The following is a 17,098-nucleotide window of genomic DNA, read 5'->3' as shown; positions in this document are numbered from 1 at the left end:
AATCATTCTCGGAAGCTCGTCGCTGTTCCCAAAATCTTCCTCAGAGCAAATTCTCCTGCGTTCGACGCTGACGAGAGGAATTCATTCTCGCGAGCTGCCGACCAGCAATCTGACTGTCATTTAGGGTTGACCAAGATTTCCAGTCGGCTGTCTCGATTGCAAGGTGCTATCACGGAGGTGGGTGCGGAATCGTGCACCTTTGTCATCTTGGTATCGCATTGCCCCAAGTGGGGTTGAATACGGCGTGGCGGCCCGTTGAATAAGCCCGGATGTGCTAAGCGACCCCAAGGATAGGTATGAATGGCGCGGTCGTACCTATTCTGTCAGTGCAGTTTCATCAAGACCGGGTAGCGATCGCCAGAATGCCTCAGCAAGGTGCCCGGCACGATGAGGGCCGGTCTGGACAGAAAGTGGCCCATGAGTGACATCCACCTTCATCACATTACCAAATCCTTTGGCCCAACGCCGGTCCTTCGGGGTATTTCGCTTGCGATCGACCATGGAGAGTTCCTGACGCTGTTGGGGCCCTCGGGGTGCGGTAAGTCGACGCTCCTCAGGATTTTGGCGGGGCTGGAAGTGCAGGACAGCGGCTCCGTGAGGATCGGAGAGGGTCTAGTTGATGGCTTGCGGCCGAAGCTCCGTGACGTCGCCATGGTGTTCCAGTCCTACGCGCTTTATCCCCATATGACCGTGGCTGCCAACATGGCCCTGCCGCTCCGGATGCGGCGATTGAAGTTCTGGCAAAGGCTGCCGATCCTGGGACGGCTCGTGCCGGGCGCCCGGCAAGTCTCGGCCGAAATCGACGCAGAAGTCGCCCGCACCGCAAAGGCGCTGGGCATCGGCCATCTGCTTTCGCGAAAGCCCGCCCAGCTCTCCGGCGGACAACGCCAGCGAGTGGCCGTGGGCCGCGCGATGGTCCGCCATCCTGCCGTCTTTTTGATGGACGAGCCGCTCAGCAACCTGGATGCCAAGCTCCGGGTCCAGATGCGCGCCGAGATCAAGGACCTCCATCGTCGTCTGGGCGTCACCTTCGTCTACGTCACCCACGACCAGGCCGAGGCGATGACGCTATCTGATCGAGTCGCAGTGATGCTCGATGGCGAGTTGATCCAGGTCGCTCCACCCCAAGATATTTATGCCGACCCCGACGACCGCCGCGTGGCCGAATTCGTCGGAAGCCCCAAGATCAACCTTCTCGACGCGATTGTGCGCGAGCGGGGCTTGGTCGATGCCTTGGGCACCAGCTTCAATGTCCTCTCCGATGCGCCGCCTGGTACGGCACTCGCCCTTGGCATCCGTTCGGAAGCCTTCCACCTTTCCGAGCGCGCCGGCGTCAATACCCTGACCGGGGCGGTCCGGCTCATCGAGCACATGGGTTCCGACCTATTCGTCCATCTCGACCTCGCCGGCCTCGATCATCCGCTTATCGCCCGGCTCGCCGCCGAGCGGGCGCCCCAGATTGCGCTCGGCCAAACGCTGCATTTGTCGGTAAATCCCGACCGCATCCTGGTCTTTGGCCAGGACGGCAAGAGGCTTCGGTCCAGCGCGTCGGCGGAGACACCGAAGCTCATCCCGATCCGGCAGTTCGCCCTGTGAATGCGCTCGGTCCCACTCAATCGGTGGACGCGCCAGCGCGCGCCGCTCAGGTGCCTTTGCATCGGCAGCGCCTTGCCGAGGGGGTGGCTGCCTACACCCTCGCGGGGCCGGCGGTCCTGCTGCTTTTCGTGCTGTTCTTCGCACCTGTGATCGCGGTCTTCGTTATCGCACTAACCGACTGGCAGTTCGGCGCGCACACCTTCGCCTTCGTTGGAATCGCGAACTTTCGCGAGGTGTTCGCCGATGACGGATTTCGAGCCTCGCTCCTCAACACCGTCATCTATGTCCTCATTGTGGTCCCCGGCACCGTGATCCTCGGCCTTGCCATCGCAATGCTGATCGAGAGCGGACGGTCGCTGCGCGCTCTTTACCGCGCCATTCACTTCCTGCCATTCATGGCGACGCTGGCTGCCATGGCGATTGCATGGGAGGCGCTGCTCCATCCTACCATCGGCCTCGTCAACCAGACCTTCTCTGCGCTGGGGCTGCCCACAGCCAACTGGTTGCGCGACGAGGTGACCGCCTTGCCGGTGCTTGCAATCATCGGCATCTGGCAGAACCTCGGCTTTGCTATGGTTCTCTTTCTCGCCGGCCTCAAATCGATCCCCCGCGACCTCTACGATGCCGCCGAGATCGACGGTGCTGACCTCTGGCTGGATCGCGTCCGGACCGTCACCTTGCCAATGCTTGGTCCAGTATCGATGTTCGTCGTTATCGTTGTGGCGCTCCGCGCTTTCGAGGCCTTCGACACCGTCAAGGTGTTGACCAAGGGAGGGCCAGGCCACGCCTCTGATCTACTGCTCTACACGCTCTACCGCGAGAGCTTCGAATATTTGCGCACCGGCTACGGCGCAGCCGTCGCCGTCGTATTCCTCCTCATCGTTGTGGCACTAACGCTCATTCAAGCCCGCGTCATGGACAAGAGGGTGCACTACCAATGAACGCCCGCCTCTCTCCTCAGGCCGCCATATTGCGCCACGCCGTGTTGCTGATCACGGCAGCCCTCATCCTCATCCCCTTCGTCTGGATGATTAGCCTGTCCATGAAACCGCCGGGTGAGATATTTCGTGAACACTTCGCGCTTCTCCCCGAGCAATGGTACCTGGTGCAGAACTACAGAAAAGCGTTAACCTCCGCGCCGCTGCCGCGCTACATGGGCAATGGCGTACTGGTCTGCACCACAATCCTGACGCTCCAAATCCTAATCTGCGCCCCCTGCGCCTATGCTCTCGCCAAACTGCGGTTTCCCGGCCGTGATCTGATCCTTGGTCTTGTATTGATCGGGCTCCTTCTGCCGCACCAAGTGCTCTCGCTGCCACTTTTCGTGCTTTGCTATGAACTCGGTATCCTCAACACCTATGCAGCGCTTATCTTTCCCTTCGTGGTCTCGCCGTTTGGCATCTTCCTCTTCCGCCAGGTGTTCAAGACCATTCCCGACGACGTGGTCCACGCCGCGCGCCTCGATGGGCTCTCGGAACTGGGCATCGTTTGGAAGGTGATGGTGCCGATGGCGCTCCCGGCGGTGATTGCTTTCTCGATCTTCTCAGTCGTTGGCCGTTGGAACGATCTCTTCTGGCCGCTGATCGCGGTACGTTCGGAGAGCCTGATGCCGCCCCCACTCGGGATTATTGCGTTCGCGAACGAGGAGGCAGGGAACGACTACGGGCCCCTCATGGCCGCCGCCACCATCGTCATTCTTCCCCTGGTCATCGCCTTCCTCGCCGCTCAGAAGTGGTTTGTGGAAGGAATGACAGGGGGAGCAGTCAAATGATGAACCCTTCTTGAGAGGTGGGGTGATGAAATGGTCTGTATCGAATCGGCCCGCCCCCTCTGCCGGCCTGGGTTTGGCAACGCCCCCGAATGGGCACGTTTCAGACGGTTGGATACACGGAGCGCAAGAAGGCGACTGCCGAATAATATCACGCCTCACCTCGCCGGCGCGTTAGCCTCGGCTCCAGTGGAGCGAAGCGCCTATGCCGCACCAGGGTAATCCCGCCGATTTCCTGCGGCGCAGGGGAATTTCCGGCGGATTTCGACTGCCATCTGCCCCTTACGTTCATTGCCGCGCCGGTTTGATGTGGTAAGCGCAGGACGTTGGCGGGGGGCGCAGAACTTTCCGCCAAGCGCAGGCCCAGATCGATGACCGGACAGAATCAACCATCTTCCCTCTACGCCAGGCGTGGCGCGAGCTCGCTATGGCGGATCGTGGTCGAGGCCATCCGCAAGGATATCATCGGCGGCACGTATAAGCCGGGCGAACGCCTACCTACAGAAACTGAACTAGCGGCGATCTTCGGCGTTCACCGCAACACTGTGCGCCGGGCATTCGCGGTGCTCAAGGAGCGCGACTATGTGCGCATCGAGCAGGGACGGGGTACCTTCGTCAAGGAGCGCGTCGTCCACTCCCGATTGGGTGCGCGAACCCGTCTGAGCACGACCGTGCGCGACATGCATAGGATCAGCGAGCGCCGGTTCGTCGGCTCGGCGCGGGTTCGCATCGACAGGGACCTTGCGCGCGACCTCCGTCTGCCACAGACCCAGTTTGCACGCAGAGTCGATACGCTGACGCTGATCGATGGTATTGCCGCCTCGATCTCGTCGAGCTATTTCCCACTGCCTCGATTCGAGGGAATCGAGGCGTTGATCGAACAGACGGGCAGTCTCACGGAATCCTGGAAGCACTTTGACATCCTCGACTATCACCGATTCGAGACGCGGATTTCCGCGAGTTTATTGTCGCAGGCCGATTCCCTTCTGCTTGCGCTGCCGCGACGGCAACCGGTAATCCTAATGACCAACATCAATGTGGACCTTGGCGGCGTTCCGATCGCGGTCACAAGAGGGCGAATGGCACCGCAACACATGGAAGTTGTCATTCGATTCAGCGAGTGACCAAGTGACCCGTGTTTCGGCTGAGGAGATAGTTGCCACTTTCATCCGAAAACAGCCAGTGCCGCCATAAAGGCATTCCTCTCCGGAAAGCGGGACGAGCGAGATTTTCCTGCCTCATAAAACACAAGCGCCACGTAGCTAATGTAGCTGATCTGGAGTCCTCCAGCGGGCAGTCACAGGCAAGAAGCCGATTAGCGTTACTGTTGCATCTATCGCAGGCTCGAAGCCATGAGTAACAATGTGACAGCATCTATCATTGGTAGTGCGTGGCTTGCTGATGCTCTGGGTCACGTTACTGCGAAACACCGAGCAAACGCAGCCGCTCCTATCTGGCAATTAAGATCTTACCTGCCGCACCAGTATGTTGGCGCGCGACGATTTACGAGGCTTCGTTCTGTTGCAAGAAGCTCGTTCCCTCGATGATTAGAACTGCTCGATCACTGCCAAGCGTTTCGGTATTTCGGCGTCCCGTGGGTTGTCTCGGATAGGCATCGGGATCAGCGTGCGATAGACAATTTGGAGTCCTGGACACTATCGCCGGCTCGAGATGTATATTTCTGTCGACTAACTGTCGCACCGATTCTCTCCTGCTCGCATTGCCACGCCGATGACTGGATGATCCGGATGACCAACATCAATGCCGTCGTGGGTGGCGTGTCGATTAGTACGGGCCACCGTAATAGGCATGCGGGCCAGGCGCGTAATGGGCCGCCAGAATAGCCGTAAGCGGGGCCATAGCCTCGGAGGGGGCATTCGCTTCAGCGAGTGATTAGCAGAGCCCGGATCCTGTGTTTCGGCTCAAGGTATGTTTGGCGAATTCATCCAGAAACTGTCAGCGCTGTTTCAGCGAACCGACATCGGCACATTAGATGTTGGGCTCATCCTCCCAGGCAGAACGCTAGTCCAATCCGTCGAAATTTGACGTGAGACCACGCCTACCAGGGATCGGTCTTGCGGGCGCCATCTGCGCTCACCGAGCGCTTTGGCGTCCTAGTCTCGCTAGGAAACCGAAAACGTACAGTCAACGATTGCATCTTTTTGAATGGAGACTTTTGTGCTGAAGAAGGTAATCAAGTTAAACTCGAACGAGAGGGCCTGCCATCTAGCATCGCCCTCACGACGCTCATTGAATAGCGGCTGTATGGGGCACTCGGGCCCGGCTTCTAGATCCACCCAGATCGAGCTGTGCTCTGCCCTGAATGGACCGATCCACGGCGAGCGTGCGCTGTACATAAGGGCGATCAAGCAGGTTGTCTTGACTTCAGCGGCAGCTGTCATCGCGTTGAGTGGCGCACAAGCAGCTGACCTTCCCGTCAAAGCAAAAGCGATCGAGTACGTGAAGGCCTGCTCGCTGTATGGCGCCGGATTCTACTACATTCCGGGGACCGACACCTGCATCAGACTGGGCGGATACCTGCGTTTTGACACAACTCTCTTGCCGAACGGCGTAACTGGCGCGGCCGGAGCTAACAACCGCCTTAGTAACTACTACAGCATGCGGTCTCGTGAGGCCCTTGACATCGATACGCGTACCCCGACCGAGTACGGCGTCGTCCGGACCTTCTTCGAAGGCCTGCTCCAGTGGACCAGCGGTGGCTACGCCGGTGCTGGCGCGGGTCTCTCTGGCGGTGCGACCACGTACTCCGGTGACACGGCCGCAGGCGGTTACCTCCAGGTGTACCTCGCCTTCATCCAGTTCGCCGGCTTCACCTTCGGTCAAACGCAGTCGCAATTCAACACACCCTGGACCGAGTATCCTGCGAACATCTTCGAGCTGCCGGGCAGCGGCGGCGGAGACGCCGTCAATCAATTCACGTATACTGCCGATTTTGGTCAGGGCATCACCGCTTCCTTTTCGGCTCAGGATCAGGTCGCCAGATACACAACCAACATCTGGAACGTGAGCGCCGCGATGCCCGCAGGTCTCGCAACGGGTGCCTACGGTGCCAGCGACATCGGCGGATCGCGAGCTCCAGATCTCGTTGCTATGCTTCGCGTTGACCAGGCTTGGGGCCTCTTTCAGGCGTCGGTCGCAGCGCATGACAACCATGCCGCATATTATGGCGCCACCGAGACGACTGGTCATCCGGGTGACAAGTGGGGCTGGGCCGGGCAATTGGCCTTGTCGATCAAGAACCTCCCGACTGGGCCGGGTGACACCATCAATGTGAGCGGCATGTATGCCAATGGCGCAAGCCGCTATGGGTTCAACAGTTATATGTCGACGACTTACGCAAGATACGGCAGTACCGGAGCAGCCGGTGCCTACCAAACTCTCGGGATTGGCGGTGTGTCTGATTCCGTCTTTGTCGCCGGTGCCGGCCAGGAGCTGACCACGGTCTATGGTTTCAACGGTGGGTATACCCACAATTGGGATCCACATTGGGCCACCAGCCTCTATGGAGCGTGGGCTGCTGTCCGGTATGACAGCAGAGCGAAAGGTTACATCTGCGGCGCATTCGTCGCAGGTCTCGCGCTATCGAGCGGCGTTGCCGGTTGCAACCCCGACTTCAACTACGCGGTTGTTGGTGCACGCGCAATCTGGACCCCGGTCAAGAACCTGACCTTCACAGCCGAGCTTGCTTACAACATGCTCGATCAAAAGTACGCAGGCGGAAGCACTGTGACGCTGCCGGCCCAGTCAGGTATTGCCAAACCGGGTGCTGCGTATGAGCTGAAGGACCAGGGCGCCGCGAACATTCTTCTGCGCGCACAGCGGAATTGGTGAAATCCGTTCAACAAAATGCCTACCCCGACCCGAAGTCCAGGAGGATCACATCCGTCGTGACGACCTGCAAAATATGGTGCCCCTCAAGCAAGACCGCCAAAGCGCCGATGCCGGCAACGGTTCGCGACGTGACGAGACTACCAAAATCCTGATATCGACGATTGGCCGTCCTCGCGTCGGTGCGAGGACGGCCAAAAAAACCTCGGACAGAAAGACATATCCAATGGCTCATGAAAGCTATTCGCCGGCCGAAATCCTGCGGTTAGTCGACAATTCAGACGAGCGCCATTTCGTTGCCGAACTCGAGACAGGCATTGTTACGCTCAGCCGCAATCGCCAGTATTTCAAAGGCTACTGCTTCTTTTCCGCGAAGCGGAAGGCGCGCGAACTGCATGATCTTCCGATCGAGATTCGCGCGAAGCACCTTCTGGAAATGGCAATGGTCGCTGAGGCAGTTCAGTTGGCCTTCGGCGCAAAGAAAATGAATGTCGCATTCTTCGGAAATTCGTTTGCTCACGTGCATTGGAACATCGTTCCCCGTTACGGCACGGATCCTCTACCTGAAGATTCGATCTGGACGTTAGACCGCAAGTTGATCGAATCGCACTTCCTACCGGAACAAAAGTTTTCGGAGGTGAAAGCCACTTTGCGCGAGGTGCTTTCCAAGCTCTCCGAGCGCGACCGGATTCCGATCTGCGTCTCCTGATCAGGCGCACTATCGTCGTGCTCCCGTCATTGCCTTCCTTTAGAGTCTCCGATTGAGGGCGTTGCTGACTGCCGTCCAGGAACCTTACGATCTACGTAACTTCCTTGCTCCTGCGGATTGAGATTCGCCACTGAAGCTTCGCGACACACGTCCTTGAGCACGCGATATTGCGTCACGGAGTATCGCTTGTGGGAGAGAGCAGTCTCTGCTCCGCTTCACAGAGTCGAATTGTTTGTCAAACCGGGAGTTGTTTGAGCTCATGAACCAGTCGTTTAGATTGAGCATTGATCTAGATAAGGATGGCCGTCAGGACGGCTATCTCAACGTGAAGACGACAAGCGAGCTCTCGCCATTCGGATGTTCCATGGTTCCTGTCACATCCATACGCAACGGCGACGGCCCCTGCGTTGTGGTCATCGGTGGCTGCCACGGGGACGAGTATGAGGGGCAGCTAATCGCAAGGTCGCTGCTCGGCACCGTAGAAGTCGAGGACGTTCGCGGCCAGTTGATCGTACTTCCCGCCGCGAATGCCGAGGCCGTTCGAACCGGACGGCGCTTTTCCCCCTCCGACGACGGGAATCTGAACGCCGTTTTCCCCGGCAGGGAAAATGGCACGGCGACCGAGCTCATCGCGCACTTCCTCGAGACAGTCCTGATGCCGCGCGCAGAACTTGTCGTGGACATCCATACAGGCGGGAGACCCATCGATTATTTTCCGTCGGCAATGCTTTCTGGAGCCGTCGATGGCGACAGGCGACGCCGCGTCTTGGATCTCACCAAAGCACTCGGGCTTCCGGTCGCGTTTTTCGTCGATGAGGAAGATTACAGCCCTTCGAGCATTCTCGGAGCATGCGACCGCGCCGGGGTCCTCAACATTTCCGCCGAAATCGGCGGAGGAGGATCAGTCAACCCATCGACACTCGAGCCGGCGCGCACCGGCGTCATGCGTCTGCTGCATCGGGCCGGGGTCCTTTGTAATGGCCCCTCGAACCAAGCTCCCGAGGTCGCGTTCATGCGTCGACTCCCGATCAGCTCAGCCGTTCTCTCGCCAGCAAGCGGGCTGCTAGAGCCGCTCGTGCAACTAGGCGACTGGGTCACCAAAGACCAGTTGGCCGGCCTCCTGCATTCTATCGAAACACCGTGGTCCAGGCCGATCCCGGTTTACTTCGCCGAAACCGGGTTCGTACTCTGCCGTCGCCTGCAGGTTGCGACACAGATCGGCGATGGCCTCTTCAAGCTCGCGGTACCGACGGACGCGTAAGAAGCTCCCGCAGTTTTCTCTCATGACAGCAATCACTGCAAATAACGGCATCGGAGTTTAGAGCGACTGCTCACGCCGAAACGGATTGCCCCTTAACGGAACACCATATGATGATCACCCGCAGAACCCTCCTGGTGACCGGAGCCGTGTCGACCGCCGTATACGCCATGCCGGCCGTCGGCAGAGCCGCCCAGAAAACGACCGTCACGATTTCGCAGGCCAATCCGACCTACCGGGCCCTTCTGTCCGAGCTGACGACGCAATTCGAAACCGATAACCCCTCGAAGTCGATCAAATTCGTAGCTGACGGGGACAACTGGGACCCGTTATTGAACAGTACGATCCGTGGGTCTCTTGTGAATTCCTTGCCGGACGGCTCCTGGCAAGCCCTGACTTATGCGCGGATTCTCGCCAACAGAAAGATCGCGCAGCCTTTGAACAAGCTCTTCGGCGGCGACACTGGGTGTTTCGAAGTGCTTGGACTTTCGAAGACGATGATCGATGCGGCAAGCGTGAATGGCGAAGTCTTCAGCGTCCCGTTTGGGACGACCATTCCCGTCATCTACTGCAACATGGACCTTCTTCGTAAGGCGGGTTACTCGAATCCGAAACCTCCAACGTCCTGGGACGAAATTCATGAAGTCGGTCTCAAGGTCAAGGGTCTGAACGAGACGGTCAGCGGCGGTTTCATCGAATACGAGGCCAGCAACGCCTGGATGTTCCAGACCCTATTATCGTCCTACGGCGGCGAGATGATGAACCCGGTCCGGAACGCAATTGCCTTCGACGGCCCGGCAGGTCTCCAGGCGCTTACCACTCTTGCCCGCTTTGGTGAAATCGTCAGGACAGATATGTCCGCGGAGCAGGCTCGCCAGGCGTTCAAGTCGGGTAGCACTGCGATCCATATTCAGTCCGCAAGCGGCATGACTTCGACGGCGAACGCGGCGGCCGGGCATTTCGAATTGACTATCGCCCAGATTCCCGTCGAGCCTCAGGGTCGACTGGCGGGAGCCGGTCATGGTTTCTTCATGTTTACCAAAGATCAGGCTAAGCAAGAGGTCATGTTGGATTTCATGAAGTTCGCCGCGAGCAAAAAGGGCCAGATGATACTGGCGAAGAATAGCGGGTACATGCCCATCAATCTTGTGGCTCTCAAGGACTCCGTGTTCCTCGACGAGTATCTGAAGATTAACCCGCTGCATCGGGATATCGTAAAACGGCTTGCGGTGACGGGGGACCAATTCTCGTTTCCGAGCGACAACACGGCCAAGATCGTGAAGATGATGTCCGATCAGATGCGCGGTGTCCTCTTCCGGGGCAGCAAACCTGAAGAAGCGCTGCAGAACATGGCAGGCCAAACCAAGAAGCTCCTTGGATAATTGCAAAGCTGCAAGCCTACTCGGTCGGCCACTACGTTGATCGTGCCCCTCAAGATGGTGTAGGTGACAGCGGCGGTCACAGTGCCTCTTCGGCATTGGCCGGGAGCGAGTCAGCTTGCCGCAGCGAGCAAGTTGATGATGAGATCATCGCTATTTGAGTCTTGGTCTCGAGGTTACATATCGCGACCGCTCAATGGCCGCTCGTGGTTTGCCTCAAGCAGCAGTGCCGTCGGAGGCCGTTCGCGTAGGGTTTTCAAGATGGATGACTATTCGTAAAATCTCCTCCGCAGAGCGTCTATATTGACGGTTGGACCTCCGCCGAGTTCTACGGCCAGAACTGAAGTTCCAACACGTTCACAGACTTCCCGCATTGTGATCCTCCTTGTCCAAAGCGAATGTCATTGGCGTTCCAAAGATCTGAGCCCCGCTGTGTCGTCTCGGCCACGGGCGGAATCATCGCGCAACACGTATATTCAGCGCTACGTCCTCCCGAGTGCGTGCCACGGCGAGTGGCGCCCGGACGAGGCCGTTTCGATAAAATGGGCGTCGACTTGAGTAGGCATTCCAGTTGACAACACAGGGAAGGCGGCATCTAGAGTTCCCCAGCAAATGGCGAGACGCGCGATCCGGGGTAGACCGCAGGGGTCCGGGGCCATTCAAACTAGAGGCAATGATGACTTGACCGCTTATCGTCCGCCTCTTTAGCTCTTGGGCTAGCACGCGAAGCGCGATCTGACCTGCTATTCGTCACCGTGGCAGCCGCCAGGCAATTATGTGCAGGGGCCGGTTCCATTCCAGACGAGATAATCTCGATTATCGCTTTGTCGCTAATGTCACTTCGGTCACGTGAGGTTGACGCAGTAAACCGTCTTGAGAGTATCGCTCGAATAATTCGGCTAGCTTTTCGGCAACGGCTTGCTTGCCAATCGCCGAGGCAGATCGCTGCATGAGGCTGGACGAGAAACTCAGTGCAAGGAAGTGTGAAAGGTCCACATCGAAATCCCAATTCCAATGCCGAACGTTCACGTCTGCGAATCGGAGGTCAGCATCGAGCTCGCTGCAAAAGTCGATCGTCGAGTACGTTCCAGCCGAGGTTGTGAAAGTGCCCCTGCGATATTCTGGAATGCACTGTTCGACGAATTCGTGGTATTCGGCAAGCGCCGGGCTGTCCCAGTATCGGTGTCGATTGTGAACAAGCGCCAACATCCCATCTGGGAGCAATGTCCGCGCGACCTCAGTGTAGAACATCTGTCTATCAAACCGGTGGGCCGCTGTAGCTGCCGCGATGGCAGACACGGACTTGTCTGGAAATGGCAGCCGCTCAGCTGGTGCAATGCGGAACGTGATTTGCAGATCGTGGGGCGCTGACTTGCCAGCAATCTGAATCATGTCTGCGTTCGGCTCAACTCCCATCACGGAGAGCCTTCCCTGCGCTTCCGCGGCGAGCACCCTTGTGAAAATTCCTGTGCCGCTTCCCACGTCCACGATAGGGGCATCGAAGCGTTTGTTGGTGACGTGATCAATGATCACCCTCGCGACTTCAGCGGGATAGCTGGGTCTATAAAGGTCATAGCTTTCGCCCTCGCCAGTGAACTCGGACCAGGGGGTCTCAAAATTGGGAAAGTTGGTAGTCATCGTAACCTTTCAAAGATCTCCGAAAGCTATGCTCTGATAAGTTTGCCGATCATTGACAGGCCGTTGCGAAGTTGATCGTGATCGGTAGCGACCCCAAGTCCGATTCGGACTCTCGTGTTGCCTAGAGACGAACCAACGGCGAAGGAATCTCCAGCCCCGACGACAACACCTCGTTGCTTCGAAGCTTCGACAAAATCATTGAGGCTTAGGTGGTCGGGCAGTGTGATCCAGAGGTGGTAACTTGCCGGATCGATATCGAATGGCATGCCGAATACCTCTTCCGCGATATTCCGTCGGCTTTTCGTTTCGAGGCGCACCGAATTTATAATTTGAGATGCCAAGCCAGTCGTTAGCCAATGGGTCGCGATCTCCGCGATGAGAGGCGCAACCATCCAATTTGTCGTTCTAACCCCAGGCCAAAATACCCTCTGCGTCGTCGATAAACTTGGACCGGCAACGTAGGCGATCCGAAGCTGACAAGCCAAGGATTTGCTGAGACCCGAGATGTACCAGCTGCGCTCGGGCGCATACGCAGAAAGGGGGGGAGGAGCGCTCTGCGGAAGGACGCCATAGATGTCGTCCTCAAAGATCGAAAGATTATGACGGCGCGCGATCTTCGCGATTTCTTGTCGCCTCGTCTCGGTCATAATCGCTGATGTGGGATTGTGAAGAGTAGGCATGCAGTACAAGGCGCGCGCCTTCCCCTTGAATTTGTTGCACGCACGATCAAGGCTTTCAGGCTCAATCCCCTCCCCATCAATGGAGATGCCATACAACTTTACTCGAAATAGATGCGACAATGGTTTGATCGCGGGATAGGTAAGTGCCTCTGTAAGGAGAACGCCACCTGGTTTAACATAATACGCAAGCAACATAGCGAGGATGCTCTGCGTACCGTTAGCGAGCACTATTCGGTCTGGATCCAGCGTTTGTTCAAGTCGCCGTGCGAGCCAATTGGCACCGGCTTCACGATCCTGCGCTGTGCCGGTGAATCGAGGAAATCGAATAGTCTCTGCGACATTCGTCTTCGCAAGATAGGAAAATGATTCCTGGAGTGCAGTCCGGACTAGCGGACTCGGAGGTGGAAAATTGCGTCCGAAGTCGATGAGCCGTGCGGACGGCTGTGCAACTTCGCTAAGATTTGAAAGGTTGTCCATTTTCCACTCCCTGGCTTGAAACCAGAACGATTTTCAGTCGGATCAACGGGCAATACCCGCGACAGTTGCCAGCGCGATCGAGCCGGCGATTGCAAAGCCCGTCGCGATCGGCACAGCAATTCCACGAATGGCTGGGACGCGGATTGCAGTGGTCACGTGTAACAGCGCGAGTATGATGAATGTTGCCGCAACAGTCGTGGGAAAAACATCGTCCGATAACCACGGGCGAGCGAGCAGCAGGATAGTAAGGACTGGCGTACCGTATGAAACCGGAATGCCAACAAATCGCGCATCAGATGTGAGTCCGACATTTTCGAAATAGCTGAGCCTGATCGCGCCCGCCAACATCAGCGCCAAGCTCGCGACGAGCGACAGCATCGTGCCTTGGCCAACCAGGATAATGATCGTGGCCGGGAACACAACGCCATGAATGAGATCGGCAAATCCATCGAAGCTTTTCCCGAACTCCGCCACACCTGGACGGCGAAGATGCCGCATCTTCCGGGCAATATGCCCGTCCCAATGATCCAGAAACCAGGTCCAAAGCATTGCCGCTACGCCGAGCTCGATCTCGCCGTTAAGGGCCAGGAACAGCCCGATGACGGCAAATAGATAGGCGAGGGCGGTGATGGCATTTGCACCGTCGCGCAGATACCCGATCATCGCCTTGCTCCCGTCGGCGGGATGGAACTTGCGGCGGAAACTGCGCGGCTCATCGGCGGCGCGAACATCTTCTCCGCCAGGCGCAGATCATCTTCGCTGTCGATCTCGACCCAACGGGTATCGCTGCAATCCACGGCTGAAAGCTGCAGCTCTCGCTGCTCGACAAGCCGAGCGAGGATCTGCTCGACATAGGCCGTACGATGCCCGCTTTCCACAGCGCGGTGCAGTGCTGGCACCAGCTGTTCGCGCGAGGCGTTTGCGGAAAAGTGCGTCACGTTGATGGTCTTGAACAGACCCCTGGCCCGGGCCGAGACGGGCGTCTGGTTCATGACGAACGTGACGACAGAACCATCGTCAGCCAGCTTGACGGCGGAGCCACTCATTGCTGTGTTGAACGCCGCAACAGCCGCCACGCTCTGCTTGGTAGAAGAGACCGTTCGAAGTGTTCTTTCGAGGACTTCGCGCTCGAAGAACACGTCGCCTTCGAGAAAGACAGTGTCGCCGGCAAGCATTGCATTTCGCGCTAGCCACAGGGAATAGGCGCTGCCAGTCCGATCGAAGATGGGATTGTGGACATAATCGATGTCGACCTCCTCAAATCGATGGCCGCACGACTGTTCGATGGCTTCCTCGCGATAACCCACGACGATGGTTGCCTTGCGCGTCCCGAGCTCAGACAACTGGTGCAGCGCGTTGTGCAGCATCGGGGTTCGGTTCACCTCCACCAAGGGTTTCGGAACGAATTCCGTGTAGGGGCGCAGTCTGGAGCCCATTCCTGCGGCAAGGATCACCGCCCGTGTATCATTGAGCATTTCGAAATGTCCTCCTCGAAAGCTTCAGGCCGCTGCTTGCCTGGTCGCAGGTTGTTCAGGGTCTCGACGGCGCGTCTAAGTCCGGACTCCAGCAGGTCCGGTGGAGCGCCGAACGAGAGACGCAGCCCGTTCACGTCGCCAAAGGCACTACCGGCGACGGAGCCCACATCGGCTTCCTCCAGGAGCAATCGTGCAATGTCGTCGGTGGATCGAAGGTGGCCGCCGGCCGGCAAAGCTGAGACAAGCCTACTGAGATCGAGATAGAAGAAGAATGAGCCGTCGGCGCGCGGCGAGGTTACGTCCTGCAGACCAGAGAGGATACGAAGGCCTTTGTTGCGAGCGTCGGACAGACGCTCATGCAGCTTCCGTTCAAAACTGCCGTCGCCGACTTCAAGGTGATGCAGGATCGCGTGCTGTGCGATTACATTGGCATTCGAGGTTGTATGGCTCTGCAGCTTCTTGGCCGCCGAAACGATCTCCGGAGGAGCTGCGAAGTAACCCAGGCGCCAACCGGCGATTGCCAGCTCTTTTGAGAAGGCGTTGACCAGGATTGTCCTTGAACGGACGCCGGGATGCGCCATGACGATCGACTCATGGCGCGAACCGGTGAATACGAAGCTGGAGTAGCTTTCGTCGGAAACAATCCAGAGCTGATAGTTGATCGCGAGATCGCCGATAGCTTGTAGAGTCGTTCGATCATAGACGGCGCCGGTCGGATTATTCGGCGAGTTAATGATAATGGCTTTCGTGCGCGGGGTGACAGCGGCGCGAAGTGCGACGATATCAGGTGTATATGTCGGGGCGCGAACATCAACGAACACGGGCTTTGCGCCAGCGAGAAGGACCTGGGACGGGAATGTCGGCCAGCAGGGGCGAATGATGATGACCTCATCTCCGGGATTGAATACGGCCAAGGCAACGTCGAGCAGGCCCTGCTTTGCACCCGCAGTGATAGCGATGTTATCCGTATTCCAGCCGATGCCTGTTTCCGCAGACAGCTTTGCGGCGACAGCGCCGCGAAGCGGCGTCAGGCCGATGGAATCGGTATACCGGTTCGCCCCGGCATTGATGGCCGCAATCGCTCCGTCGCGCACGGATGATGGTGGATCGATGATGACTTCGCCGGCGGCCAGATCGATGATCTGACGGCCGGTCGCGGCAGCTCTCTTAGCCGCCTCACGGGCGGCGGCAGTGCCCGAACCTGAGAGCAAAGACATCCGTTGCGCCAACATGCGCGCTCCTCCTGCTTCGATTGCCGAGTTTGTTAAGGTGATCGCAACCGCTTCGTCGTTGGTACGCGATCTGCCCCTGCGGATATCACTCTTCCGTTCGACAGCCGCTTCGTAGCCAAATGGCGCTTAAGAGTTCATTGAGACCGGAGCCCCTTCATCGCGCCAAGGAGCCCTTATGCACTTACACGAGAAAGGAGGGCCGCGGTTGGAGCAGACTTGAGCACACAGTATTTTGGAACCGAGGAGCCAAGCATCGATCGCGGCCGTCGGCCAGAACAGAGTTTGAGTGAGTTTGCATGCTGAACTCCTTGCAGTTGATGCTTGCGTAGCCCGATGTTCATCCTTCTAATAGTTTGCTCCCATCAGTAGATCAAATTACTAGCGTTGGTAGTTGACCCGAGCGCAACGTAAGTCGTTAGAATTAGGACGAGAGTTGCGGCTCTACGGTTCTCAGAGTCGAGCACGTCTAGGCGTGCTCTTAGCGATGGCGTCTATCATTTGCAGGCATGTCGATGCACGAGGCGGTTTCAAACCTGCCGTAGTCCGATTCCGACAGTGCCGCCCGCGCCATCGACGAGGCCGATTGGCGCGCCGTGCGCGGGCTCTATGCCGTGCGCCGGATGCAGTCAACTTGGAGAACGGCCATTGGGACATCCTGAACGAGCCGGTGCAGCGTGAGTTCATCCGCCAACCGGACATCGTCAACTATCAGAATTACTATGTGCGGCAGCGCTCCGGGCCGGACTTCGAGACCATGCGCGCCGAGGTGGCGGAAGCCGTGGGCGTGGCACCCGAGAATCGCGCTCACGCCTGGCGCGACAGAGGCGCTGCAGCTCCTGATCGGCGGCTACAACAAGCTGAAGCCCGGCGATGCTGTGCTCGACGCCGTCTCGACTACGATTCGATGCAATATGCCATGAACGCGCTCAAGGCACGGCGCTGGGTCGAGGTCACCTAGTTCTAGGTCAGCGTTTTCTTGGTTCGAATCATATCAGGCGGCGTCGGCGAGTTTGTAGGACCAGGTATGGACGACGGGA

General features: G+C 58.1%; 14 protein-coding genes. 9 read left to right on the top strand and 5 right to left on the bottom strand.

The annotated features are described in order from the left end of the window. Positions 1-417: 417 nt before the first annotated feature. The 8 genes from QSV46_RS32145 (at position 418) to QSV46_RS32110 (ending at position 10,562) form a co-directional block, all read left to right on the top strand. Positions 418-1,596 carry an ABC transporter ATP-binding protein gene (locus QSV46_RS32145; RefSeq protein ID WP_314961001.1) on the top strand — a complete coding sequence of 393 codons (1,179 nt, stop codon included), beginning with the start codon at positions 418-420 and terminating at the stop codon, positions 1,594-1,596. Between the two features lie 50 nt (positions 1,597-1,646). After that, positions 1,647-2,537: a carbohydrate ABC transporter permease gene (locus QSV46_RS32140; RefSeq protein ID WP_409997236.1), complete on the top strand. Its 891-nt coding sequence runs from the start codon at positions 1,647-1,649 to the stop codon at positions 2,535-2,537. Further along, complete coding sequence (locus QSV46_RS32135; protein ID WP_314961000.1) at positions 2,534-3,367, top strand: carbohydrate ABC transporter permease; 834 nt, start codon at positions 2,534-2,536, stop codon at positions 3,365-3,367. The genes QSV46_RS32140 and QSV46_RS32135 overlap by 4 nt, the downstream gene beginning before the upstream one ends. A gap of 368 nt (positions 3,368-3,735) precedes the next feature. Beyond that, on the top strand, positions 3,736-4,488 hold the full coding sequence (gene phnF / locus QSV46_RS32130; RefSeq protein WP_314960998.1) for a phosphonate metabolism transcriptional regulator PhnF: 753 nt from the start codon (positions 3,736-3,738) through the stop codon (positions 4,486-4,488). Between the two features lie 1,231 nt (positions 4,489-5,719). Continuing rightward, on the top strand, positions 5,720-7,216 hold the full coding sequence (locus QSV46_RS32125) for a porin (protein ID WP_314961097.1): 1,497 nt from the start codon (positions 5,720-5,722) through the stop codon (positions 7,214-7,216). Positions 7,217-7,289: 73 nt separating this feature from the next. Continuing rightward, entirely contained in the window at positions 7,290-7,922 is a 633-nt protein-coding gene (locus tag QSV46_RS32120; protein ID WP_314960996.1) for an HIT family protein, read from the top strand. A 259-nt stretch (positions 7,923-8,181) separates the two neighbouring features. Continuing rightward, positions 8,182-9,183 (top strand): succinylglutamate desuccinylase/aspartoacylase family protein, encoded by a 1,002-nt coding sequence (locus QSV46_RS32115; RefSeq protein ID WP_314960993.1) that lies wholly within the window; start codon positions 8,182-8,184, stop codon positions 9,181-9,183. Positions 9,184-9,290: 107 nt separating this feature from the next. Next, on the top strand, positions 9,291-10,562 hold the full coding sequence (locus tag QSV46_RS32110) for an extracellular solute-binding protein (RefSeq protein ID WP_314960991.1): 1,272 nt from the start codon (positions 9,291-9,293) through the stop codon (positions 10,560-10,562). Positions 10,563-11,375: 813 nt separating this feature from the next. Here QSV46_RS32110 and QSV46_RS32105 read toward each other — a convergent pair. The 5 genes from QSV46_RS32105 to QSV46_RS32085 are packed head-to-tail and all read right to left on the bottom strand — an operon-like array spanning position 11,376 to position 16,061. After that, positions 11,376-12,197, bottom strand: a complete 822-nt coding sequence (locus QSV46_RS32105; protein WP_314960990.1) for a class I SAM-dependent methyltransferase — start codon at positions 12,195-12,197, stop codon at positions 11,376-11,378. A 26-nt stretch (positions 12,198-12,223) separates the two neighbouring features. After that, a complete protein-coding gene (locus QSV46_RS32100; RefSeq protein WP_314960988.1) occupies positions 12,224-13,354 on the bottom strand; it encodes a PLP-dependent aminotransferase family protein in 1,131 nt (376 codons plus the stop codon). A 42-nt stretch (positions 13,355-13,396) separates the two neighbouring features. Then, positions 13,397-14,017 carry a CDP-alcohol phosphatidyltransferase family protein gene (locus QSV46_RS32095; RefSeq protein ID WP_314960986.1) on the bottom strand — a complete coding sequence of 207 codons (621 nt, stop codon included), beginning with the start codon at positions 14,015-14,017 and terminating at the stop codon, positions 13,397-13,399. Continuing rightward, positions 14,014-14,829 carry a phosphocholine cytidylyltransferase family protein gene (locus QSV46_RS32090; RefSeq protein WP_314960985.1) on the bottom strand — a complete coding sequence of 272 codons (816 nt, stop codon included), beginning with the start codon at positions 14,827-14,829 and terminating at the stop codon, positions 14,014-14,016. The genes QSV46_RS32095 and QSV46_RS32090 overlap by 4 nt, the downstream gene beginning before the upstream one ends. Then, a complete protein-coding gene (locus QSV46_RS32085; protein WP_314960983.1) occupies positions 14,805-16,061 on the bottom strand; it encodes a pyridoxal phosphate-dependent aminotransferase in 1,257 nt (418 codons plus the stop codon). Before QSV46_RS32085 ends, QSV46_RS32090 begins: the two co-directional genes overlap by 25 nt. 631 nt (positions 16,062-16,692) lie before the next feature. On the opposite strand from QSV46_RS32085, the gene QSV46_RS32080 reads away from it, so the two are divergent. Further along, positions 16,693-17,019 carry a hypothetical protein gene (locus QSV46_RS32080; protein ID WP_314960981.1) on the top strand — a complete coding sequence of 109 codons (327 nt, stop codon included), beginning with the start codon at positions 16,693-16,695 and terminating at the stop codon, positions 17,017-17,019. Positions 17,020-17,098: the final 79 nt, after the last annotated feature.

This window comes from Bradyrhizobium cosmicum, from assembly GCF_032290525.1.
In the GTDB taxonomy this organism is placed as follows: domain Bacteria; phylum Pseudomonadota; class Alphaproteobacteria; order Rhizobiales; family Xanthobacteraceae; genus Bradyrhizobium; species Bradyrhizobium cosmicum_A.
This window is presented reverse-complemented; position numbering and strand designations above follow the sequence as displayed.